This is a genomic window from Tateyamaria sp., assembly GCF_039940735.1.
Classification (GTDB): domain Bacteria; phylum Pseudomonadota; class Alphaproteobacteria; order Rhodobacterales; family Rhodobacteraceae; genus Tateyamaria.
The window spans coordinates 46,418-70,047 of record NZ_JBDVGB010000091.1 but is presented as its reverse complement, the minus strand read 5'-3'; the positions used below and the strand labels follow the sequence as shown (position 1 = coordinate 70,047).

The window sequence follows — 23,630 nt, the reverse complement described above, 5'->3', positions numbered from 1 at the left end:
TAAAATTCAGGCCCAGATGCACAGCGTCTGGGCCTTTTTTATGTAGTTTAACGAACAAAACCAGCAAATGTTGTGCCCACTGCGCACAGCCCTTATACCGACAACAAAGGCAATTACTGGACCCATCCACATGCTCAAAACGTGGAAAATCAAGCGAGAACTGCGCCGTTTTAAGGTGCAAACCCTTGAAATCATGCACCTTGCCAGCGGGAACCGTAATCGTGCGCGATACGATCGCGAAGAACGACCAAAAGTTGTGACCACCTTAGGTGATGCAGCAGCGTTGCCTGATATGGCAATTTTGTTGATCTATCAGCCAAAAGCTCTTTTGAAATCGCTTTTCCTGACGCTTGAACATCTTGACGAACAAGGTGTCAGCGTTGTGCTTGTTGCCAATCACACACTTTCAAGCGCCGACATCGACCGCCTGCGGCCGCATTGCCATCTGATTGTACAACGCCCTAACATTGGATACGATTTCGGGGGATATCGCGAGGGCATGCTGACGCTGTTTGATCGCGGCATTACGCCCGAAACGCTGTTTGTGTTGAACGATTCAGTATGGTTTCCGCTTGCGCGCACCTGCACACTGATCCAACAGGCCAAAGCAGCGCCTGAAGACGTCTTTGGTATTTTTCGTAACACCAAAAACAAAGACGTAAAGCACCACCACCTACAATCCTATTTTTACCGGTTCAAAAAGAACGTCATCAAAGACCCGCAATTTCAGAATTTCTGGCGCACCATGCCATTCTTTGACACCAAGCGGCTTATTGTTCGCCAGTTTGAGGTCAAACTGACAGGTCGGCTGTCTTCTATGGGGTTTTCGATTGGTTCGCGCCTCACGCCACCAGATATCGAGGCCGCGGGTCTCGGACTGAGCGACGACGAGCTGCTTGAAGTCGCAGCCTATCATAGGCAAGCGACTTTACGTGGACGCGCTATATTTGAGCAAATGGTGGAGCTTACTCCCGATGATCCCGATTGGGGCCCAACACGCACCAAAGCGATCACTGACAGCCGTTTCAAATACTATTTGATTGATGCACATCCAATTATGCTCTTTAAATATCTCGATGTCCCGTTCCTGAAAAAAAGCCGCGAATACCATTATTATTCCCAACGCGACGCAGTCATTGCCGGTGGATTTCACACAGGTTTCGACCCAATTATTCAGGCCGAAGTTTTGGGTTGGAATGCATCCGGAGTGGCAGGAAAACCTAACGACGACAGCTTCCCACCCATCCCGGCACGCTGAACGATTTGATCTGCCAAATCATCAGGCAGATCATCATAGCGCCCGTGCATAAGGTAGCGATGCGATAGATAACCCAGAAACTGGGTCCTTAACCGGGCATTGTGGGTCCAACTTTTGGATGTCTCAAGTGCTGCATCAAGCTGGCGCGCGTCTTCGGCATGTAGCACCAGCCCATCTATGTTATAGCAAGCCGTCCCAAGTGTGATGACGGGGCGGTCAAATAACAGTGCCTCAACCCCGACAGTTGAGTTTAGTGTCACAACCACACGGGCGTTTTTGATCAAATCTGATGTTACATTATCATTGGCAAAAACCACACGCGGGTGATCCGGGCGCAGTCCCTTAACCGATCGTTTAAAGCTGGGGTGTTCTTTGATCACAAACACATCGTCCGGGTTGCGCTCAGCCGCTTCCAGCACCGCATCCAAAAACATCTCCATGTCACGAATCCACGGCGAATGTTGTGTCACCTGCATGTCGGAAGGCACTTGGAACGGAACAAAAACGTATCCCTTTTCCAACATTACAGCACCTGTGCCCGCGACCTTGGCCGCGCGATTATTCACGATATTAGGCAACCCGCCGGCGGCAAAGTCTTCGCTCGTGTCTAGGTAAAATACAGGGTCGCGCGGCACAGAATTAGCACCGTTTAGCCCTTTGGGATCAATCTGCAGTGTATTTGGGAAAAACCCTGCTTCGACAAATATCCGACGCCGCTCGCGTGATACTTCGGCCAACACAGATTCTGGGTAAACTGACCCGTTGTACACAATCACAACCTCAGGGTTTGACGTCGCAATTGTATCACCCAAAGCGGCGTGCAACATCATCGCTTGCCCTGCTTTGATGTGGCGATAGATAGCTGCAACCACTCGGTTACCAAAAACGGCAGGCAGCCGGATACGCTTGCGATCCACATTCCCTTGTACCAAAGCGTAGGCACTTGCATCCGGCGCGCACTTGGATTGCAACCACAGCCGCAAAGCGCCAGCCCAGCCACGATGGTTGGCCAAACGGCGCAAAACTTTGCCAGGGTTGGTCGCAACCACCGTCACATCGTCTGACAAAACGGCATCAAAGTTTCCAATGGTGCCGGTGTCTAGTTTCAAAAACGTTGCCACGGTTTAGCCAGGTGCTTTGGTCGTGCGCAGATAAGGCAACACTGTGGTGAACGCACCAAATTTGGCCTTGGCGTCTGCGTCCGACACAGTCGCAGGAATGATCACGTCGTCGCCCACATTCCAGTTTGCAGGTGTGGCCACACCGTTGCCACTGGACATTTGCAACCCGTCCAAAGCGCGCAGCACCTCAGCAAAGTTGCGCCCAACAGTCATCGGGTATGTCATGCTCAGCTTGAGCTGCTTGTCAGGGCCGATAATAAACACGGATCGCACTGTGGCGCTGTGGGCCGGAGTGCGCCCATCGGGCAAATACGCTTCGGCAGGCAACATGTCGAACGCTTTGGAGATTTCCAAACCATCATCCGCAATGATTGGGAAACCCGCAGGTGCGCCGCCGACTTTTTCGATATCACCTTTCCACTTTTTGTGATCCTCGACACCATCCACCGACACGCCCAGCACTTTTGTGCCGCGTTTGGCCCATTCATCCGCCAACTGCGCAACAGCGCCAAATTCGGTTGTGCAAACTGGTGTGAAATCCTTGGGGTGTGAAAACAAAATCGCCCAAGAATCACCAATCCAATCATGCAACGAAAAGGTACCTTGATCCGTCGTGACTGTCAGATCGGGGATCGTGTCGTTGATGCGCAAAGCCATGAAGTGTCTCCCTTAGAAACGTTAGCGTTGCCTCCTACTTAATGTATCACACGAACAGTTTCATCCCCTGTCTTGCCGTCGTGAAGATCCAATGTCACAGTCCATCCTAAACCCATCCCTGAAAGGCATGACCATGCTCGAGAAACGCGATTTTTATATCAACGGTCAGTGGGTCGCTCCGCTTAATGGCACTGACCACCATGTGATTGATCCCTCCACCGAAGAACCCTGCGCAGTGATCTCGCTTGGTGGTGTCGAGGACACAAACGCTGCTATCGCCGCTGCCAAATCCGCACAATTGTCGTGGATGCACACAGACCCGGCTGAACGCATCGCGCTGGTCGAAACGCTGATCAAAGTATACGAGGCTCGCGCCGATGACTTAGCGGAAGCGATGTCGACAGAGATGGGCGCGCCCATCGACATGGCCCGCAGTTCGCAAGCGGGTGCTGGCACGTGGCACCTGAATGGCTTTGTAGAGACCGCTAAAAACTTCCAGTTCAACCGCCCTTTGGGCGATCATGCGCCCGGTGATCGGATCATCTATGAACCCGTTGGCGTTGCCGCTTTGATCACGCCGTGGAACTGGCCAATGAACCAAGTCACGCTAAAAGTAGGCGCTGCCGCCATTGCCGGCTGCACTATGGTGCTGAAACCGTCCGAAGAATCCCCTCTTAATGCCATGATCTTTGCCGAATTGATGGACGAAGCAGGTTTCCCCGCAGGCGTCTTCAACATGGTAAACGGCGACGGCGTTGGCGTGGGCAGCACCTTGTCTGGGCACAGAGACGTGGACATGGTCAGCTTCACCGGCTCGTCCCGCGCCGGTACGCTGATCTCGAAGAACGCGGCTGATACGCTCAAACGCGTGCATCTGGAATTGGGTGGCAAAGGTGCCAATCTGATCTTCGACGATGCCGACGAAAAGGCCGTCAAACGCGGTGTGCTACACATGATGCAGAACACAGGCCAGTCCTGCAACGCACCATCCCGCATGCTGGTGCAACGCGGCATTTATGACCGGGTGGTGGAAGAAGCCGCAACAATCGCTGACAAAGTCTCGGTTGGTCCGGCGGACGAAAACGGTCGTCACATCGGCCCCGTCGTGAACGAAGTCCAGTGGACCAAAATCCAGGGCCTTATCGAACAGGGCATCAAAGAGGGCGCAAAGCTTGTCGCAGGCGGCCCCGGCCGGCCAGAAGCCTTCAACAAGGGTTATTATGTACGCCCAACCGTCTTTGCAGATGTGAACAACGACATGACCATCGCTCGCGAAGAGATCTTTGGCCCCGTCCTGACGATCATTCCCTTCGACACCGAGTCCGAAGCCGTCGAAATCGCCAATGACACGCCTTATGGCCTTACGAACTATGTACAGACACAGGACGCTCAGCGCGCCAACCGTCTTGCCACGCAATTGCGTTCTGGCATGGTCGAGATGAACGGCACGTCTCGGGCTGCCGGGTCACCCTTTGGTGGCATGAAACAGTCTGGCAATGGACGCGAAGGCGGCGTCTGGGGCATCGAGGATTTCCTTGAAGTCAAAGCTGTCTCGGGCTGGTCGGCTGAGTGAAACGTAAGGTGGGGTTAACCCCACCTTACCGCAGGTACGTCACGCAGCACTTTGGTGGCGGCCGAGACGCCCATCACATTGTGACGTCATATCCTGATCAGATGATTGTCCCATGCCAGCAGGGTTGCGTGTTCTACCCTCTGTTGACCCGCCGAAACCGCGCGAAGAACGCCTGTACCCGAAGTCACTGAAAAACCAGTTCCCTGCTGTGCCACGCCGCACACATCTTCAAAGTGAATTGCGCTTTGCAGTGCAGCAGTCGTCGCATCGTACATTTGCAGCACACCACCGCGTGGGGATGTCGCTGCGATCACACGCCCATCAACGGAAACGGCGACGCTTCCGATGTACCCATTCATGTCGCGGATCGCAGCACTGGGCGCGCTCAAAAAAGCCATGCCCTGACCACGTCTATGTGTGCCAACCAGCGCGTCGGGTTGCCCTTGCCCTTCCCATTGCATGCCGAAAATAACTGTGTTGTCCGGGCCAATCGCCAAATGCCGGATGGAGCTTTTTTGCATATCTTCCGGCAACAAAGCCGTTTCAAGCACCGAGCCATTGTCAACATAGGCAAGGTTCGCACGCATGGTGGGAATATTCAGCTTTGTGCGCCCGCTTGCGGGATGTGTATCAATGCCGCCGTTTGCAACGACAAGTATATCGGTGCCGGGCAAGCGTTGAATGTCATGCGGGCCGATGCCGCCGCTGGCCCAATCATCCGTTCGTACATACCCACGCCCAACATCCCAGACACCAATGCGACCTTGACCTGCCTCATAATCGTTTTCAGTTGTGAACAGCAGGCTCCCATCAGCAGAATACACCCCATGGCCATAGAAATGGCGGCCACTTGGCGCCGATAACTGCGCCTTCTGAGCGCCTGTGATGCAATCGATAACCATTGCAAATGTCCCCGGTCTGCGGGCAAAGGCGACGGCCTCGGGCCTTGTTGGATGCGCGGCTGCCGCATGACCCCGTGCCGGAAGAGGCTGTTCAAATGCGATCGACAGATCCGCGTTAATACCGCAAAGCACGAATGCCTCATCTGGTCGGGCAGCTGCCGAAAGGTAACTGGGTGATCCGGCATCCGCCCATGTGGGTTTCGGCGCAAATCCTACTGCCAGAACGCCGGTAAGGAACTGCCGCCGGTTTGATCTTGAAGCGCGCAATTCAGTCACCATCCAAAGAATTGAAACCTGCCGCGACCCCCAGAGTGGGGCCCAGTCCATCGCGCACAGTTGTGCGTATTGTGTCGACGGATTGTTGCAACACCTCAATCCTCAGACGCAATTGCGGGTCTGTCACACCTGCGAAAACCGGGTCGTTGAGCGCGTCTAGTTTTGTGCGGGCTTTGTTAAAGTCGTTATTCAGTTCTGCGGTAAGGGCAGCATCGCCAGATGCCAATCGGCGCGCGATATCCTGCAAAGACTCCAAACTTAACCCAACATGCGTTGCCGACCGGCCTGATCGGTACACTTCGACACGGGTTGGTCGTGGTTTATCAAATGTCCCAAGTGGTCGACCAAGACGCATATCAGATGTGAATTGCAACCCAGTGCTGAGCGCTTTGAACAGCTCTTGAAGCGCCTCTGTATCCGAGCGGTAAACGCCCTCCGGGTCAGGCGTCAGCAAAGTTGTCCGGTACTCAGACTGCCAATCGCCATACATCGCATCCGTCGTTGCAACGATATCAGCGCTGATGCTTTGAACAAGTTTGCAGTGATAGTCCGCATCGCCTGCCCCCATCAACGCGTCGTCAAACAATAGAAATTCCAGCGCATAAAAACCCCGCGCTGCGATTGAAACCTCTGCGTATTCCGCGCCGTTTGCGATAATTGGATCTTTGTCCTGAATAAGCGCGTTCAGCGTCCGCGGCGTGGCACCGCGATTGTCGGGCCAAAAAGCGATCGCAAAAGCACGATCATTCGTTTCAGTTGGGCCAAAACGCAAGTGGCTGGCTGCGATCCACGCATCGAACGCGTCACCGTAGGCCGCGCGCAGCGCTGTTGACGTTGGTGTGCAATCTTGCCCGGCAGCATCGGCCAATGCGTGCGATTGGGTTGCCAATGCTTCAAACCGGGGCAGGATGTGTGCATCGACGATGTCTTGCACAACAGCGTTTTGCGCCATTACCGTGACTGGAACCAAGGACAAAGCTGCGGCAAGGGCGGTTCGTTTCATAGACTCTCCAGATAGGCGATTAGGGCGGCGCGGGCGGCGGTTGGCAGGGCCACCACGGCATCACGTTGCGTTTGTGCTTCGCCGCCATGCCACAACACGGCCTCAAGCAGTGACCGTGCGCGACCGTCATGCAGGAAATTAGTGTGCCCACTGACTTGTTCAGTAAGGCCAATACCCCACAGAGGCGCAGTGCGCCATTCTTGCCCGGTGGCGCGTGCCTCTGGTCGGTTGTCGGCCAAAGCGGGCCCCATGTCGTGAAGCAACATATCCGTGTACGGCCAGATCAGCTGAAAGCTTTGTTCAGGCTGGTCCTTTAGTCTGTGGGTAACAAAGCTGGGAGTGTGGCAGGACGTGCAGCCTGTATCATAAAACACCTTCTTGCCGCGCAAGACCTGTGCGTCATTCACATTGCGCCGCGCAGGGACTGCTAGGTTGCGACTGTAGAATGTAACAAGGCCCATGCCTTCGGCGTCAATTTCAGTGTCGCGCACATCGCCATCGCCATGGATCGCATTCTGACAATCAGCTTGTGCGGCGGTGCACTCTCCGGCGCCAGCGGGGAACAAAGGCGACGATATCCCGATGTCGCCGGCAAATGCCCCGGCAGACTGTTGCATGATCGTCGGATGCCCTGCTTTTAGTCCGAAACGGCCCAGCATTGGTTGGGCAAATTCTTCCGACCAAACAACATTTGGTCGGCCGGAAATACCGTCGCCATTCAAATCATCAGGATCGGCGTTTGCCAGAATGGTGGCTGCTGGGATCGCTTCTAGCAACCCAAGCCCAATCATCTGTGGCGCAACGCGTGGGGACAACATTGCTTCCTTGTGCAGCGGACCATACCCAAGATTGGCCGCTTCGTAACTTGGATGGCGCAAGGACACCTTTGTTCCATCCGCGAGGGTCACGATTTCTTCGGCATAGGTGACGTTCAGACGGTATTCAGAGGCATGGCCTTGCACCGCAAAATCCTGCAATTGCGTGCCGTAGGTCGGATCAGGAAGCGTTGCAATATATCCTTCGATCTCGGCGATGCCGTCATCGATTCCACCCGGAATGGAAACGCGCAAAAACATCGAAATCGCATTGTCGGCAGCATTTTGCGGTGGATGCCCGCGCCCGTCTTTGATGTGACACCGTTGGCAAGACCGCGCATTGTAAAGAGGGCCAAGACCGTCCGAAGCAAGGGTGGACGACGGGGCCGAAACCCAGAGCTTACGAAATAAACCGTTACCAAGTTTAAAGGTCAGTTCGTCCTCAAACGAAATGTTGCCGGATGGCAGCGAGAACGCGTTCGCATCGCTTAACACCCGCACGGTGGCCGCACCGGCAGCCCGTTCTTCAAACCTTTCAGCCGTAGAAAAGTCTGTCGTTGGTGTCGTGACGGCCGCGATCCGTGCACGTTCGCCTTTGGTGCGCGGCACCACGTTCAAATGCGGATCACCAAGGCCCCAAACTGGGGCCTTGGTTTCATTGTCGGCAAACGCTGACCATCCCGTGGCCAAACTGACAAAGATCAAAATGCTTGGCATTTTCCATTTTCGTCGCATGAAACTGCGCATGTTTTTCTTCATCAAATTTGGCCGATAGGTTGAGTTGCGTTTCAAGCCGTCCGTAAAAGTAAGGCCTGCTTTTTATTGGAACACAGCGTTCGGGTCATCCAAGCTGTCGGATCCTTCGAAAGCGATCTGATCAAGCCCCAACACCGTCACGACCCGTTCAATCGACCGGGTTTGATCGATGAAACCATTAACGCCACCCATAACCAAAGCCTCGCCCGCGTCATTGCCGCGTTCCAGCATCTGATCATAGGCAAACCCGGCCTCTGCCGTGGTCTTGATCCGTCCAAGGGACATCATGGTCGCGCTTAGCTTTTCTTGCACCTCAGCGTCTAGGGCCGCATCCGCTTCAGACACGAGGTCGGATAGCGAAGCCCCGGACACAAGCGTGCCGTCAACCCGGACATATTCCCCGATATAAGCGCTTTGAACACCAAGTCCGTCATAATAGTGGTCGTTGTGGGTGTTATCGGCAAAGCAGGAATGTTCCTCCTCGGGATCGTTGAGCATGAGACCAAGGCGCATGCGTTCGCCCGCAACTTCGCCATAAGACAATGACCCCATGCCGGTCAGGATTGCAGCAAGGCCAGTATCAACATTGGACATCACTTGCGCCCGCGCAGCACCGTCGTCACCCCATTGCGCCGTCATCCATTCGAGGTCGGACACCAGCAGATCCGTTGCGGCCGTCAGATACGCGCCACGACGGTCACAATTGTCGTGCGTGCAAGCACTGCCGACGGCGTAGTCTGTCCACGGACGGTTGCCTGCACCTGCGCCGTGACCATTCAAATCCTGGCCCCACAGCAGGAATTCAATCGCGTGATATCCTGTGGCGACATTGGCCTCGACGCCATCTGCTTCGTGCAAGGCGTCTTCGATTAGGGCTGGGGTGATGTTTGTCGCATCGATGTCAGCACCAGACAAAGTGAAATTTGGGTGCGCGATCACGTTCAGACCTGCCAACGCATTTTCGTCCGACGCACCACCGTAAGAGGCATCCACGTAGTCAATGAGCCCTTCGTCCAAAGGCCATGCGTTCACCTTGCCTTCCCAATCGTCAACGATCGCGTTGCCAAATCGGTAAACTTCGGTCTGCTGATATGGCACGCGCGCGGCCAACCAAGCACTGCGTGCAGCCGTCAAGTTAGCATCGGATGGGGTCGCGACAAGCGCGTTTACCATTGCTTGCAAATGTTGGGCCGTTGTCAGGCTGTCACCATATTTGGCTGCGGCGATGTCGGCGTATGTGTCAAGAACATCCACCTTTTCAACGGCCAGCGCAGGAGTGGATAATGCAGCAAGCGCTGCAACGGATAAAAAGAAATGTCGTGCCATGAGAGGTCCTTGTCAGTGAAGTGTCGTTGGTTGAGATGTTGTTGCAAATGCGCGCGGAGCGCTTAGGTGCATACGTTTGAGGGCAAGGCCAAAGTCCGCCGCAAGTGATGCGATAAGCGGTGCCACATCAGGCCGCACCAAAAGCGTCGCAATCAGCAGGGCATCTTCGCGATCCCCTTCAGTTGCCGTTGCTATGAAGTTGGCAAAACAGGATTCATCCGAGCCAAGGCATTTGCATTCAACGGCATGACGCATCAGCGGTCGGCGGCCATGGCGGACGCAAAGGTCACACAAACCCTCAAAGGTTTTTACAGCTTTGCGCCCCTGTTCCGGGCCAAGACTGCATGCGAAATCGTTCCAAACTTGTGACTGCGCGTCGGCTCCGCCGCACCACAAACGCAGATAGATGACCGATGCCGCCTCTAGTCCGCTCAATTCTGTGACGTACCCAACAGGAGCCCCGCCGCGTCTGTTCTGCGCCGCGCTCATTTTGTTAGGATCAATTTGCCAGCCCGCGTAATCCGCAGAGTGTAAATTTGATCACCCAATACAATTTGCGCTTGATCGCCACCTTCCGTCAGATCGCGTGCCGCATAGGTGGGCTGAACGCGCGGAAGGGGGTGCTTTGGCGGTGGTGTATGAAAACTCATGAAACACATCCATTTCGGCTTGCTGACCAATGAAACAGCCACTCCATGCAAACCCCATCGGCGCTCAATCCTGTCAGAAGTGTTTCGAGCGTGGCGTTGGCAAGCAAACAAGGGCGCTGCGGGCCAAGGATGGGAAATGTAGGTATCGGGTCTTTGCGGTGCATTTTCGAAGTCCTCACATCAATTTGTGTCGGGCTTCCCATGCTTGCGATACCGGGTGGCTTGACTTGAAATATACCTGATTGATTTAGTATGGAATGTCAATCCGACAATTTTACTCGGATATAATAATACTGATAGCTCTTGAGAAACCGGGCATAAAGCACCGGTAAATCCAGACGAGCCCTATCCTCATAACCTGTGTTTCATGAGTGAACGCTTCGCATCGCCTGAAGGTCAGAAATACCAACCGAAGGCTACAAAATCAAAATGGGACGGGTGCGCGAAATTTCATCATGCGCCCAGAATCCGGATGCTTGATCTTTAGTTCTTCGGAATGCAGCATCAACCGTTCATGATCCCGCGCTTCCCCTGTCGCATAGAAAGGGTCCCCAAGGATCGGATGGCCCAGCGCCAACATGTGCACCCGCAACTGATGGCTACGCCCGGTTTTAGGCATCAGGCGCACCCGGCTTTCGGTTTCCGTATCGCGCAGCACACGCCAGTCGGTGATCGCGGCCTTGCCATTTTCATGGTCCACATGCTGAAGCGGACGGTTTGGCCAATCCACCAGCAAAGGCAAATCAACCCGCCCCGTCTTGGGCGTCAACCGCCCCCAGACCCTTGCGACATATGACTTTTTCGCAGCGCGCAATTCAAATTGTTTGGACAAAAACCGTTGCGCATGCGGCGTCAATCCGAACACGATTACGCCGCTGGTGTCGCGGTCCAATCGGTGCACCACCAGCGCGTGCGGCCACACTTTTTGCACCCGTGTGATCAGACAATCGGCCAGATGTTCGCCCTTGCCCGGTACGCTCAGCAAACCGGCGGGCTTACTGACCACCAGCACTTGGGCATCGTCATGCAGAACGTCCAACGGGTCCTGCGGTGGGGCGTAATCTTCACTCATGCCTCCGCCTGTCAAATGTACCACGCCAAGGCAACCCCAATCACGTTCCGGCGATATCATCCTGTGGCCCGTTGCACCGCCTCTCGCTGCATGGTTTCATCTCTGTCATGAGATATTTGATTGCCCTGCTCCTTGCCCTTCCAACAGTTGTTTCCGCCGAATGCGGCCCCGATGACCCGTGTGAAATCGAAGGGGGCAGTTACCACATGTTGGCCCCTGAATTCGCTGGCGAAAAACTGCCGGCCCTTGTGTTTTTTCACGGCCATAACGCCCGCGGAACAATGATTTTTCGCGGCGGAATCAAATCTGACTTTGCCGAAGGCGGCTATGTCGTGATTGCCCCCAACGGCACCCCAATCGAAGGGCGCAAGACCCTGCGGTGGTCAGGCCGCGATGGCAGTTCACGCGATGATGTAGCGTTTACCCTCGATGTGATCAAAGATGCGGCAACCAAGGCCAATATTGACCCTGACCGCATCTATGTGGCTGGATTTTCTGCTGGTGGTTCGATGGCGTGGTTGATGGCCTGCAAAGAAGCTGAACACTTCGCAGGCTACGCCTCGATCTCGGGGGCGCTGCGCCAACCTAATGACACGACCAACTGCCCGACGGCCCCGGTGCGGTTTTTGCAAATCCATGGATTCGGCGACAACCAAGTCCCGTTTGAGGGGCGTGGCATTCGCGATTGGCACCAAGGCAGCCTTTGGGACAGCCTTGCCCTTGCACGCACGGCCAACCAATGCCGCAGCCACCCCGACACCATCGAAATCGGTGAACAGTTCCGCTGCCGCACATGGAATGAGAGCTGCGGCGCCGGTGCGATAAAATTCTGCGAACATGACGGTGGCCACGGGATGCCACGCGGGTGGACAACGATGGCCCGCGAATGGTTCGAGGCTGGATAACACGCCCGCCTGACTGGACATATTTGTGCCACCATAGCACGATATTGCGGTGCATATGTTTGACACCGGATATTCCAAAGACGTTATCGCGCTTGCCGCGCGCGCAGAACAGGCTGCGGGGCGCCCTGATGCGTTGCGACGTCGGGCACGCGCGTATCTAGAGCTTTACCAGGATTCAAACCAGATTTGCGTGTTTGCGTTAGTTGCCGCGCATGGTGCAATTTGGGCCTCTTGGTATCTGGTCTGCGCCAAACTTGCCGCCATGGTTTTTGCCGTTCTAGACCCCACAGGCCCGTATCGTCCCGTGCACCGGTATCGCTGTTTTGCGACCTACGTCGCCGCCTTAAAAGAGATCAACCGCACGGTGATGGTCGCGACCTATGTCATCGTCCACGGCATCCGGGAATTGGGGCCTGACGCATTGATCGCCGACGGTTTCCCGCCTGATCTGGTCAGGGACTACGATCAACTAATGACAGCCCCCGACACCGACCAAAAGATGTTGCGCGATCTGTATCACCGACACTTTCTGTGGGAACAGGACCGCGTCGTGTCTGACATCCTCGATACCGCTTTTACGCAGTTTGATTGGCCCTTCATGGCACAATTATGCCAGCGCCCGTGGGTGTGGTTTTCGTATTTCCGCGTAGGGAAATCGATGAACTTCCGCCGCTTCACCGACAAAGAAGAACGAATTGAAAAGGGTTTGATCGCCTATGATCAAGGTGCAGCCCAAGGTTTTGATCGATTGGCAGAGGTCACATTGCGCACGATCGTTTTGCTAAACCGGATCCTGCCCAAACGGTGAAAGTCACAAGGCTGAAGCCGCCTTGGATCGCATCTGTCGAACCATCGACACCGAATAGATGATCAACGCCGTCCAGATAATCGGAAAGGCAATCAACCGCCCTTGATCCAGTGGTTCTTTGAAGACAAACACAGCGATTACAAAGATCAGCGTCGGCGCAAGATATCCCAGAATGGCGATGGTCGTAAGCCGCAACCCTTTGGCCCCATTGGCATAAAGGATCAGCGGTACCGCAGTGACTGCCCCGCATCCAAGCAACAAGACTGTATCTTTTATCCCCGCTGTGAAATGCCCGGCACCCGTGCCTTGCAGCCATCCCACATAGGCAAGCGCTGGGATCAGCAGGATGAGAACCTCAAGCATGAACCCTTGGTTCGGTCCAATCGGCAGCTTTTTCTTGGCCAGCGCATACAGTCCCCAAGACAGGATCAATCCCACAGCCACCCAAGGCACCGAACCCGCCTGCCAAATCAGCACCGCCACAGCAATGGCCGCCAACCCAATCGCGACACCTTGCATGCGCGTCAAACGTTCGCCCAGAACCAAGGCCCCCAAAGCAACCGAAAACAACGGATTGATGTAATAACCAAGGGCGGCATCCACCGTATGCCCAGCCCCGATGGCCCAGACGTAGATCCCCCAGTTGATCGACACCAGTGCGGCTGTGATGCACCCCATTGCCAACATGCGCGGGCTGCGCAGCGCAGTCATCAGATCACCAGTGCGGCCCAAAGCGATCAACACAATAGCAGCAAGCGGCACCGACCAGATGACACGGTGCGCCACCACTTCGGCCGGGCCAATGTGACTAAGTAGTTTCATGTAAAGCGGCAGGAACCCCCACAGGATATAAGCCCCAAGCGCAAAGCCAAGGCCCGCAGGCGTATCACCAGAATCTTGCGTCATTTGGGGGATCCTCTCGGACCACCCCTAGCATTGGATCAGCGGGTCGTCACGCCTTTGTGCGTTCTGATTTAGGATCGTACATTGGGCGCAACGACACGTCGGCCTTGACCCGCGTGCCCGCCACATCGATCTCGTAAGTTGAGGCCAAGACATCCGCCGCAGCCTCGCCTTTACACGGCACATAACCAAGGCCCATCGCAGCGCCCAAATGGTGACCATAAGCGCCCGAACTTAGGTAGCCGACAATCTGCCCATCCCGCACAATCGGTTCGTTGTGATACAAAAGCGGCTCGGGGTCCGTCAGTTTGAACTGCACCATGCGCATGCTCAAACCTTCGTCCTGTTTGCGCAGCACCGCATCGCGCCCGATAAAGGATGGCTTGTCCTTTTTGACGGCAAAGCCAAGGCCCGCCTCTAGCACGTGATCTTCGCAGGTGATGTCGTGACCAAAGTGGCGAAAGCCCTTTTCGATACGGCACGTGTCCATCATGTGCATACCACACAGCTTAAGGGCCATGTCTTGCCCTGCATCGTGTAAGGTTTCAAACACATGGCCCGCCATATCGGCACTGATATAAACCTCCCACCCCAGTTCGCCCACGTAGGTGACGCGGTGAATGCGGGCGAGGCCCATACCAATCTCGATCTCTTGGGCAGTGCCGAACGGGTTGGTGTCGTTGGACAGGTCAGCCGGGCTGACAGCTTGCAGCAATTTGCGCGCATTGGGGCCCATGACAGCCAGCACGCCTTCACCGCTTGTGACGTCTGTGATCACCACGTTGAAATCACCAACATGGCGTTGCAACCAAGTCTGATCCGCCAATCGTGTGGCCGCAGGCGTCACGACAAGATAGGCGATTTCAGACAAGCGCGTGACGGTCACGTCTGCCTCGATCCCGCCACGGGTGTTCAGAAACTGAGTATAGACGATTTTACCAATGGGCACCGAATAGTTGCCGCCACCGACATGGTTCAAAAACGCTTCGGCATCGCGCCCTTCGACGCGGATCTTCCCAAAAGAAGACATGTCGTACATGCCGACATTGGTGCGCACGGCACGGTGTTCTTCAGCGACATTTTCAAAGAAGTTTTGCCGTTTCCACGAATATTCATAAGCCGGATCTTGCCCCGGGCGCGCAAACCAATTGGCGCGTTCCCAGCCGGCCATTTCACCCATCACCGCGCCATTTTGCATCAAATGGTTATGAAACGGTGTGCGCCGCACCCCACGTGCAGTGGCCTTTTGGCGATAAGGGAAATGGTCGGCATACAGCAGGCCCAGCGTTTCGGTTGAACGATCAGCAAGGTAAGTTTTGTTGCCCATAAAGGGCTGCATGCGACTGACGTCCACATCGCCCAAATCAAACGGCTTTGCGCCATCATCCATCCATTGCGCCAGCGCCATACCCGCGCCGCCTGCCGACTGAATGCCCACGGAATTAAAGCCGCACGCCACCCAAACATTGTCCATCTCAGGCGCAAGGCCAAGGTGATAGGCATCGTCGGGCGTAAAACTCTCGGGGCCGTTGAAGAATGTATGAATGCCGGCTTCGGCCAGCATCGGCATGCGGTTCACCGCCGCCTCAAGGATCGGTTCAAAGTGGTCGAAATCCTCGGGCAGTTGATCAAATTCAAAGTCGCGCGGAATGCCGTCAACGGCCCACGGCTTGGAAATCGGTTCAAATGCGCCCAGTAGAATTTTGCCTGCGTCTTCTTTGTAATACGCACATTCATCCGGCACGCGCAGCACGGGCAGTTGGGTCAGTCCGGGGATGGCTTCGGTCACGATATAGAAATGTTCGCAGGCTTGCAGCGGCACATTCACGCCTGCCATGCGCCCAACTTCATGCCCCCACATACCGGCGCAATTCACCACGTGATCGCACGCGATATGCCCGTTGGTTCCGTCTTCGCCTTGCCAATTCACGCCCGTGACGTTGCGCCCTTCGCGCAAGATATCTGTCACGGCAACACGTTCCTGCACCGTCGCGCCGCGTTGCCGCGCGCCTTTGGCCAGTGCCAACGCGATGTTGGCCGGATCACCTTGCCCATCAAGCGGCAGATAGACACCGCCTGTGACATCCTCGATGTTGAGGTGATCGTATTTTGCCTTAACCTCAGCAGGCGAAATTTCTTCTACATCCACCCCAAAGGCACGGGCCATCGCCGCTTGACGGTGCAGTTCTTCGAGCCGTTCACCTGTCAGAGCAGCCGTGATGGACCCGACGCGTTTAAACCCCGTGGCGACGCCGGTTTCAGCCTCAAGGTTGCCGTAAAGCTCTTGAGAATACTTGGCCAATTTCGTCATGTTTGCCGTCGCGCGCAGCTGTGCGATCAACCCGGCGGCATGCCACGTTGTGCCCGAGGTCAGTTGTTTGCGTTCCAACAGAACGACATCTTTCCAACCCAATTTGGTCAGGTGATAAGCAACAGAACAGCCGATAACACCGCCGCCAATGATAACAACGCGGGCTTGTGTTGGAAGGTCGGGCATGGGCGTGATCCTTAGACGATAGTGTGGCCGGCATCGCGCAGGCGGCGGGCAATTTCAGCGATATGGGCGGGGCCTACTTCGCAGCAGCCCCCGACGATGGTGGCCCCTGCGGCGACCCAACCCATCACGTGTTCCGCGTAGTGTTCCGGGGTAAAATCGTTGCGCATGGTCAGGGCATCGACGGTGGGTTTGTCGCTTAAAAAGCCGTCTGTGATCTGTTCGAACCCATTGGCATAAGCGCCAGTTGGCAACGACGTCGCTTGCAGGCAGGAAAGGGCGGGCGCGATGACTTCGGGTGTAGAACAGTTAATAAGAATAGCACCGGCCCCGCCCTGTTCGGCAATTGGCACGGCGTCTGCGACAGGTTCGCCCGAACGCAGTTTGGTTCCATCGGTATCATCCACCGTCAACGCCAGCCAAACTGGTATGCCTGTCGGCGTACTGGCGGCCAAAATATCGCGCGCATGGGCAAGCGATGCGACAGTTTCGCAGATCAGCAGATCACAAGCGGTGGCAAGTAGTTCGGCCACCTCTGCAAAAAGCGGTACAGCGATGTCCGAAGTTGGGTGCAAATCCGGGCGGTAACTGGCGATGAGAGGGCCGATCGCCCCCGCGACGCGGCCAGAACCATGAGCCCGCCGGGCCGCGCGTGCCTCAAACATCGCGCTTTGATGAAGGGCCGAAAAGGCCCCCTCGACCGGAGTGTCGACCAACCTGTCGTGGTGGATCGCATAGCTATTTGTGGTCGCGATCGTCGCACCAGCGGAAAAGAAATCCGCATGCACTTGCGTGACCATGCCGGGATGATCCAGCATGATTTGCGTTGACCACAGCGGCGTTGGTTTGTCCCCAGCGCGGTGCACCAGTTCCTGCCCCATTCCGCCATCCAGAAGAGTGATATCAGTCATGACTTTGAACCTTTCGATGCCGGAAACCGATACGGTTTCCGGGCCGTTTTCCGGACCGGAAAACGCTCACGCCCGCAACCGATCATTTGCGGGATCCCAAAGCGGTTGGTCTTCTTGCACCGTCGCGGGATAACGTTTTCCATAAATTTCGACCTCAAGCTGTGTTCCGGGTACAGACACAGATGTACGCACCACGCCAAGCGCAATGGATGCATCAATGCGGTATCCCCATGCGCCGGATGTCGTTTCACCGACAACCTCATCACCGTTCCAAATCGTCGACATATAAGGCGCGTCCTGATCCCCTGCATCGACAATCAATGTCACAAAACGTTTCTTAGACCCCTGCTGTTTTTCGTTCTGCAACGCTGCTTTGCCCGGGAAATCCTGTGGTTTGTCCAACTTGATGAACCGGTCCAAGCCACCCTCAAACATCGAATAGTCGGTGCTCAAATCACCTTTCCAAGCGCGATAGCCTTTTTCGATGCGCATGGAATTCAACGCATACATCCCAAACGGCATGGCACCGGCACCCGTAATGGCATCAAAAAGCGCAGGCACATCCGCCATTGGCGCGTGCACTTCCCAGCCCAGTTCGCCTGCAAAAGACACACGGACCAACCGACACGCGATACCCGCCACAACCGCGTCTTGGTGTGTCAACCAGCCCAGCGAAAGGTCGGCTTGCGCGTTCAATTCTTTGAACAGGTCACGCGATTTCGGACCGCTCACGATCAACGTCGAAAATTCATCGGTATGGTCCGTCAGATGTAGCCCCTTTGGCAGCGCGTTGTTCAGCACATCCCAATCATGCCATTGCGCGGTCGCGGCTGTAATCAGCGTAAAGTGATCCTCGCCGTGGCGGATCAACGACATCTCGGTCAGGATCCGCCCACGGCTGTCCGGGAAATAACCCAATGTCATGCGCCCAGCTTTGGGCAGCGCGCCAGCGATACGCCCACGCAACCATTCAGCGGCCCCATTCCCGCTTAATTCGAACCGCGAAAAACCGGGCAAGTCCAGCACGCCCACACCGTCGCGCACCGTTTCCACCTCGGCTTTGATCCGCGGCGCCCATGGTCCGCTACGATCCCACGTATGGGTCGCTGCATCAGAAGTATCGTCGCCGTCTTTGGCGAACCAATTCGCGCGTTCCCACCCATTGTAAGCGCCCATTTGGCCGCCAACCGCGCGAAGGTTCGCGTCAATCGGCGACAGCTTTTTGTTGCGCCCCGCAGGCCATTCGTGATGAGGGAAATGCATCGCATATTCATGACCATAGGTTTCCAGCGCCTTGGCCAAGGAATAATCGTGATCTGCATACCCGGTATAGCGACGCGGGTCGGTCGCCCACATGTCCCACTCGGTTTCACCGTGCATAATCCATTCTGACAGCACTTTCCCTGCCCCGCCCCCTTGGGCGATGCCGAACGTAAAGCAATGCCCCTCAAACGCGTTTTTGACGCCCGGCATGGGCCCAAGCAACGGCAGTCCGTCCGGCGCATATGGGATTGGGCCGTTAATATTGCGCCCTACGCCAGCTGTGCCCAATGCGGGAACCCGCGCCATGGCATCTTCGATATAGAACTCCAGCCGCTCCAGATCGTCGGGGTACAGTTGAAACGAAAAGTCTTCGGGCATTGGGTCTTCGGGTGTGATCCAATGGGCCTTACAATTACGTTCATACGGGCCAAGGTTCAGCCCGTTTTTGTCTTGGCGCAGGTAATAGCTGATGTCGACATCGCGGATGATCGGCAGCTTGTGACCTTTTTCCTTGGTCCATGCCGCCACTTCGGGAATTTCATCCGTCAGGAAATATTGGTGCGACATGGTCACCATCGGCACAGTGCGCCCGCCAAAGGGTTTAAACCATTCGCCCACGCGCTGCGCATAATATCCTGCGCAGTTGGCGACGTATTGGCAACGAATGTCACCCTTGTCGGTTTTGACGATCCACTCGTCACCGTCCCGCTCTACCCCATTTGCTGGGCAGAAACGTTCGATCCTTGCACCCAGATCGCGCGCGCCCTTGGCCATGGCTTGGGTCAATTGTGCAGGATCGATATCGCCGTCCAGCGGATCCCACATGCCGCCCGCAAGATCGTGTGTTTCCATGAAGGGATGATGTTCTTTCATCTCTTCGGGCGTCAGGATAGGCATCTCTAGCCCCTGATAACGCCCCATGCCCGACACGCGTTCAAATTCCTGCATCCGTTCTTTGGAATGGGCCAGCCGCAGAGATCCGGTGACATGGTAGTTCATCGGATAATCAACATCATCCGCCAACGTACGATACATTTCCAATCCGTAACGCTGCATGTTCATCACGGCCCACGAGCCCGAAAAGTTGGGGCAGTTGCCCGCGGCATGCCAAGTTGATCCAGCTGTCAGTTCGTTCTTTTCCAACAGCACACAATCGGTCCAGCCTGCTTTGGCCAAGTGATACAACGTTGATGTACCGACGACGCCACCACCGATGATCACCACGCGAGCAGTTGTTGGGAAGTCAGACATGGATGGCTCCTTGGGAAAAAAATCTTGGTTGACGTGCGTACGTGAAGCGGCACAATTCCCGCATTGCGAGTTAACTTGGGGATTTTGATGCAATGACATCTTCGATTTATTTGATCGGTACGCCGAATGAACCGGCGCAAGACATTGTCGATCAGCTTGCTGCCAGTTCGCTGAACACTCTGATCTTGGAAGCCGGAAACCTGACGGAAACGAGCGTTGACCTGAATGGAAATGGCGAAACGGACGATTTTGTAGTTGGCGACGCGCGCTATACAACCACACAGGTTGACGATTTGGTTAGTGGCCCTAACGGGGCAGATGAGCGCACTGTGCTGGCCTATGTCAACGCGGCTGTCACCGATCATAACAGGTTTTATTGGGACAATGCCTGGGTGCCGAACCCTGACGATGCGGGCAATCCCGATGCTGGCCCCGTGGACGTCAGCGTTGCTCCGCCGTGGTTGGCCATGCCATTGGGCACCGCAGGTGGCCCAGTGTTCGACGCGCAAGGTCAGGTCAGCGACGGGACTTTTGGCTATATCGTGGATTACAGAGACGACGCTTGGCAAAGGATCGTAATTAACCAGTCCATTGCCTATATAGAACATGGTTTTAACGGTATTTTTCTGGACGATGTGGGCCGCTATGACGAAACCACACTGGGCCAATCCGAGGCCGCTGAGGAAATGATGCGCTTGGTCGTTCGTGTGCAGAACGATGTTATGGCCGCAACGGGTCTGAGCCAAGACGACCTGCACATCACGATCAACTCGGATTCTTTCATCGTGAGTAACTACTTCTTCGGCGAAGATGCGCCTGACAGCTTTGATCTTGACCTGGTAAGGAGTTTTATAACCGCTGTGGATGGGCTGGTTATGGAAGGTATAACGGCAGATAATACGGATTTTTGGGGCACGGCGAACACGTTTTTCAATGGCACCGTAACCGACCCAAATGGCGCATTTATCGGCATTGATGAAACCGCCTTGACCGCCATCGAAACACCGACTGACTGGACCACAATGATGGCGATCATTGACGAGTTGCTCGCTCAAAATGTGACTTTGTTTTTGGCCCCCGATCAAGCTTATGACACTGTGTTGGATGCACCTATTTTTGGGAACGTTTCTGATGACACTCTTGTGGGGACTTCTCGGTCCGACGCAATCTTTGGGCGCGGAGGAGCAGACATCATTGACGGCGGCGACGGGGACGACATTATCTATGGTGGCGAAAGCGGCAGTACGATCCACGGCGGCGACGGGGACGACCTGATTTATGGCGGACCCGGTGATGATTTGATTTTTGCCGGAAACGGAAACGACACCATTTATGGCGGCGGAGGCAACGACACGATTATCGGCGGGTCGGGCAGCGACATGATCTACGGCGAAGCGGGGGACGATCTGATTTCGGGCGGCGCGAGCGGCGACCTTCTTTCGGGTGGCAACGGCAACGACATTATCTATGGCGGAGATTTGCCCGACACCTTTGTCTTTGACTTTTAGGTGCGCGCCCACCGCCACGGCTCAGAGCTCTTTCAACTGCGGCACGCCCGCTTCGATGTCGTAATAATCGCCTTTGAAGGCCGTAAAGATGTGTTTGCCGGTGCTTAACCCGGTATCGCCATCTAATGTTCCTGACATCACGGATGTCGCCCCGTTGTCGGCCTCGCACCGCCAAAACAGGGACGATCCACATTTGTTGCAAAACCCGCGTTCTGCTTCTGGAGACGAGCGATACCAAACGAGTGTGTCGTCTTTGGTTATGTTCAGATCCTCTGCGCTGACTTGCGTCGCTGACACATAATGCCCGCTGGTTTTGCGACACTGAAGACAGTGACACGCAACAGAAGGGCGCAAGGTCCCAGACAGTTCATAGGTGACGCCTCCGCACAGGCAGCTTCCTTTTTGCATTACGGCCTTCCCGGTGTTGCGACGGCGCCCAAAAGCACGCCGTAAATGATGAAACAGATCGCCATTGCGCGGCGCACCCAAGTGTTGAAAACCGCCCCAAGTGCCGCGCGCCCGATGCCCGCCCCAAGCGCGCTAAATCCCGTGTAACTCAGGGCCGTGATGGTCAGAGCGGTTGGCACAATCAGCCACATTTGATCCCAGACAGGCACATCGGGCTGCACGAACTGTGAAAAGGCAGCAAGGTATCCTGCAACGCTTTTGGGGTTGATCGTGGCAATGGCAAGTGCGCGCAAATAGACCGATTTTCCCGAATGCACAGTCACTTTGGGTGGCGTCGCCGCATTCAACCAGCCCCGCACGCCAAGAAAGATCAGAAAGCCTGCGCCGATCAGTTTGGCCACCCAAAAGGCCGTCGCGGACGCGGCAATCAGTGCGGTAATGCCCAAGGCCGACAACAACAGAAACAGGCTTGCTTGCGTCAAGATGGCCAGCACGCCCACCAAAGACCGCCTAAACCCGATCGTCATTCCATTGGTGATGCAATTGACCGCATTCGGTCCCGGCGTGGTCACGAATACTGCCCAGAACAGCGCGAATATGATCCACCCCTCAAACGACATCAGTAGACCGGGGGCGCGATGACCCAAATCGCGATCGCTGGGGTGTCATAGGGGTTCATCCAACGAAAGGCTTCGCCACGAATGCGGAAGCTGTCGCCGGGGGCGAGGGTAAAGGTGCGTCCGCCGATTTCTAGGTCAAGCCGTCCCGAGATCAGATAACCGACCTCTTGCGTGGGTCGCATCACGGGCGTGACGATTTCACTTTGGGCTTCAAACGTGGAATGCACCATTTCAAAGTCATCGGTGAGGTCGGGGGACAGCAATTCTTCGACCAAACCGGCTGTGCGCGACCCGATGGGCCGCCGCGCGCCTGCACGCACCACATACCCTTCTTCTTCGGCCGGCGCTGCACCGCGCCGGAACAGCGACGAAACGGCGATATCAAGCACCTTTGCGATCTCGCGCAGATCGGTGACCGAAGGCTCCGACAGGTCGCGTTCAACCTGACTAAGCCACCCGACAGAACGCCCAAGCGCATCCCCCATGTCCTGCAACGTCATGCCGCGCGCTTTGCGCAAGGCGCGTAGATCGGCACCAAGGCTAGGGCTGTTGTAGGGGTTGGTTTGCAGCATGACTCGTGAAATTCCTTCTTAGAATTTCACGTAAAGACAGTTCTTGTGAAAAATCAATCCAAAATTTCACGCCCGCCAAAAATAGCCCCAAGAACTGCCGTCAGTTGGTCTGCGTCTTCTTGAGTGAAGGCATCGGGCTGATCACTGTCGATATCAAACACGCCGATCAATGCACCCGCTTTGCCGTAGACGGGAATAACCAGCTCGGATTTGGTAGAGGACGCACAGGCAATGTGCCCCGGAAAGGCGTCCACATCCGCCACCAGCTGCACTGTGCCAGTGCGCGCCGCCGCGCCGCACACTCCGCGCGTAAAGGGGATTTGCAAGCAACCATGACCGCCCTGATATGGCCCGATCTTTAACATCTCAGGCCCTGTGACGCGATAAAAACCGGTCCAGTCAAAACGGTCATCGCAATGGTGCACTTCGCAGGCGACCGTGGCCATCAAAGCCACAGTATCGGTTTCGCCTTGGGTCAAGCTTTGCAGCGTTTTTGCCAACATGGTGTAGTCAGGCATCTGTCATTCCTTTTGGCGCATGTTTGATCAAGGTTTGGCCCCTGTCCCATTGATCGTTTG

At 55.6% G+C, this 23,630-nt stretch carries 22 protein-coding genes; 5 read left to right on the top strand and 17 right to left on the bottom strand.

The window, feature by feature from the left end; translation table 11 throughout:
* The first annotated feature begins 130 nt into the window (after positions 1 to 130).
* Positions 131 to 1,258 carry a rhamnan synthesis F family protein gene (locus tag ABJF76_RS19020; RefSeq protein WP_413820277.1) on the top strand — a complete coding sequence of 376 codons (1,128 nt, stop codon included), beginning with the start codon at positions 131 to 133 and terminating at the stop codon, positions 1,256 to 1,258.
* On the opposite strand, the gene ABJF76_RS19015 is transcribed toward ABJF76_RS19020, so the two are convergent.
* Both ABJF76_RS19015 and ABJF76_RS19010 read right to left on the bottom strand, forming a co-directional pair.
* Entirely contained in the window at positions 1,174 to 2,379 is a 1,206-nt protein-coding gene (locus ABJF76_RS19015) for a nitrogen fixation protein FixF (RefSeq protein WP_413822638.1), read from the bottom strand. The two genes, ABJF76_RS19020 and ABJF76_RS19015, sit on opposite strands and share 85 nt — an antisense overlap.
* Before the next feature lie 3 nt (positions 2,380 to 2,382).
* Complete coding sequence (locus ABJF76_RS19010) at positions 2,383 to 3,036, bottom strand: peroxiredoxin (RefSeq protein WP_413820275.1); 654 nt, start codon at positions 3,034 to 3,036, stop codon at positions 2,383 to 2,385.
* Positions 3,037 to 3,169: 133 nt separating this feature from the next.
* On the opposite strand from ABJF76_RS19010, the gene ABJF76_RS19005 reads away from it, so the two are divergent.
* Complete coding sequence (locus ABJF76_RS19005; protein ID WP_413820274.1) at positions 3,170 to 4,609, top strand: aldehyde dehydrogenase family protein; 1,440 nt, start codon at positions 3,170 to 3,172, stop codon at positions 4,607 to 4,609.
* An 86-nt stretch (positions 4,610 to 4,695) separates the two neighbouring features.
* Here ABJF76_RS19005 and ABJF76_RS19000 read toward each other — a convergent pair whose 3' ends face one another.
* The 7 genes from ABJF76_RS19000 to ABJF76_RS18970 all read right to left on the bottom strand — a co-directional run bounded on the left by ABJF76_RS19000 (position 4,696) and on the right by ABJF76_RS18970 (position 11,409).
* Complete coding sequence (locus ABJF76_RS19000) at positions 4,696 to 5,790, bottom strand: DUF1513 domain-containing protein (RefSeq protein ID WP_413820273.1); 1,095 nt, start codon at positions 5,788 to 5,790, stop codon at positions 4,696 to 4,698.
* Positions 5,780 to 6,790: an imelysin family protein gene (locus ABJF76_RS18995; RefSeq protein WP_413820272.1), complete on the bottom strand. Its 1,011-nt coding sequence runs from the start codon at positions 6,788 to 6,790 to the stop codon at positions 5,780 to 5,782. The genes ABJF76_RS19000 and ABJF76_RS18995 overlap by 11 nt, the downstream gene beginning before the upstream one ends.
* Complete coding sequence (locus ABJF76_RS18990) at positions 6,787 to 8,352, bottom strand: di-heme oxidoredictase family protein (protein ID WP_413820271.1); 1,566 nt, start codon at positions 8,350 to 8,352, stop codon at positions 6,787 to 6,789. Before ABJF76_RS18990 ends, ABJF76_RS18995 begins: the two co-directional genes overlap by 4 nt.
* A 72-nt stretch (positions 8,353 to 8,424) precedes the next feature.
* Positions 8,425 to 9,687: an imelysin family protein gene (locus ABJF76_RS18985; RefSeq protein WP_413820270.1), complete on the bottom strand. Its 1,263-nt coding sequence runs from the start codon at positions 9,685 to 9,687 to the stop codon at positions 8,425 to 8,427.
* Between the two features lie 12 nt (positions 9,688 to 9,699).
* Positions 9,700 to 10,176 (bottom strand): hypothetical protein, encoded by a 477-nt coding sequence (locus tag ABJF76_RS18980; RefSeq protein WP_413820269.1) that lies wholly within the window; start codon positions 10,174 to 10,176, stop codon positions 9,700 to 9,702.
* Complete coding sequence (locus ABJF76_RS18975) at positions 10,173 to 10,337, bottom strand: hemin uptake protein HemP (protein ID WP_413820268.1); 165 nt, start codon at positions 10,335 to 10,337, stop codon at positions 10,173 to 10,175. The genes ABJF76_RS18980 and ABJF76_RS18975 overlap by 4 nt, the downstream gene beginning before the upstream one ends.
* 424 nt (positions 10,338 to 10,761) lie before the next feature.
* Positions 10,762 to 11,409 carry a pseudouridine synthase gene (locus tag ABJF76_RS18970; protein WP_413820267.1) on the bottom strand — a complete coding sequence of 216 codons (648 nt, stop codon included), beginning with the start codon at positions 11,407 to 11,409 and terminating at the stop codon, positions 10,762 to 10,764.
* 107 nt (positions 11,410 to 11,516) lie between these two features.
* Here ABJF76_RS18970 and ABJF76_RS18965 point away from each other — a divergent pair, with 107 nt between their 5' ends.
* Together ABJF76_RS18965 and ABJF76_RS18960 are read left to right on the top strand one after the other, a co-directional pair.
* The gene (locus ABJF76_RS18965; protein ID WP_413820266.1) at positions 11,517 to 12,314 is read left to right on the top strand and encodes an alpha/beta hydrolase family esterase; all 798 of its coding nucleotides are present in this window, start codon (positions 11,517 to 11,519) and stop codon (positions 12,312 to 12,314) included.
* 55 nt (positions 12,315 to 12,369) lie between these two features.
* Positions 12,370 to 13,122: a hypothetical protein gene (locus ABJF76_RS18960; protein WP_413820265.1), complete on the top strand. Its 753-nt coding sequence runs from the start codon at positions 12,370 to 12,372 to the stop codon at positions 13,120 to 13,122.
* A gap of 3 nt (positions 13,123 to 13,125) precedes the next feature.
* Here the strand turns inward: ABJF76_RS18960 and rarD are convergent, their stop codons facing one another.
* From rarD to ABJF76_RS18940, 4 genes are all read right to left on the bottom strand, one after another.
* Positions 13,126 to 14,028: an EamA family transporter RarD gene (gene rarD, locus ABJF76_RS18955; protein ID WP_413820264.1), complete on the bottom strand. Its 903-nt coding sequence runs from the start codon at positions 14,026 to 14,028 to the stop codon at positions 13,126 to 13,128.
* A 46-nt stretch (positions 14,029 to 14,074) separates the two neighbouring features.
* A complete protein-coding gene (locus ABJF76_RS18950; protein WP_413820263.1) occupies positions 14,075 to 16,522 on the bottom strand; it encodes a GcvT family protein in 2,448 nt (815 codons plus the stop codon).
* An 11-nt stretch (positions 16,523 to 16,533) separates the two neighbouring features.
* Complete coding sequence (locus ABJF76_RS18945) at positions 16,534 to 17,430, bottom strand: homocysteine S-methyltransferase family protein (protein ID WP_413820262.1); 897 nt, start codon at positions 17,428 to 17,430, stop codon at positions 16,534 to 16,536.
* A 66-nt stretch (positions 17,431 to 17,496) separates the two neighbouring features.
* A complete protein-coding gene (locus ABJF76_RS18940; protein ID WP_413820261.1) occupies positions 17,497 to 19,944 on the bottom strand; it encodes a GcvT family protein in 2,448 nt (815 codons plus the stop codon).
* A gap of 92 nt (positions 19,945 to 20,036) precedes the next feature.
* Between ABJF76_RS18940 and ABJF76_RS18935 the strand changes: the two genes are divergently transcribed.
* Positions 20,037 to 21,452 (top strand): hypothetical protein, encoded by a 1,416-nt coding sequence (locus tag ABJF76_RS18935; RefSeq protein WP_413820260.1) that lies wholly within the window; start codon positions 20,037 to 20,039, stop codon positions 21,450 to 21,452.
* Positions 21,453 to 21,473: 21 nt separating this feature from the next.
* Here the strand turns inward: ABJF76_RS18935 and ABJF76_RS18930 are convergent, their stop codons facing one another.
* From ABJF76_RS18930 to ABJF76_RS18915, 4 genes are read right to left on the bottom strand one after another with little or no spacing between them, the layout of a single operon-like run.
* On the bottom strand, positions 21,474 to 21,860 hold the full coding sequence (locus ABJF76_RS18930) for a GFA family protein (protein WP_413820259.1): 387 nt from the start codon (positions 21,858 to 21,860) through the stop codon (positions 21,474 to 21,476).
* The gene (locus ABJF76_RS18925) at positions 21,860 to 22,480 is read right to left on the bottom strand and encodes a LysE family translocator (protein WP_413820258.1); all 621 of its coding nucleotides are present in this window, start codon (positions 22,478 to 22,480) and stop codon (positions 21,860 to 21,862) included. Before ABJF76_RS18925 ends, ABJF76_RS18930 begins: the two co-directional genes overlap by 1 nt.
* Positions 22,480 to 23,052 carry a helix-turn-helix domain-containing protein gene (locus ABJF76_RS18920; RefSeq protein WP_413820257.1) on the bottom strand — a complete coding sequence of 191 codons (573 nt, stop codon included), beginning with the start codon at positions 23,050 to 23,052 and terminating at the stop codon, positions 22,480 to 22,482. The genes ABJF76_RS18925 and ABJF76_RS18920 overlap by 1 nt, the downstream gene beginning before the upstream one ends.
* 53 nt (positions 23,053 to 23,105) lie before the next feature.
* Complete coding sequence (locus ABJF76_RS18915; protein WP_413820256.1) at positions 23,106 to 23,570, bottom strand: GAF domain-containing protein; 465 nt, start codon at positions 23,568 to 23,570, stop codon at positions 23,106 to 23,108.
* Positions 23,571 to 23,630 lie beyond the last annotated feature (60 nt).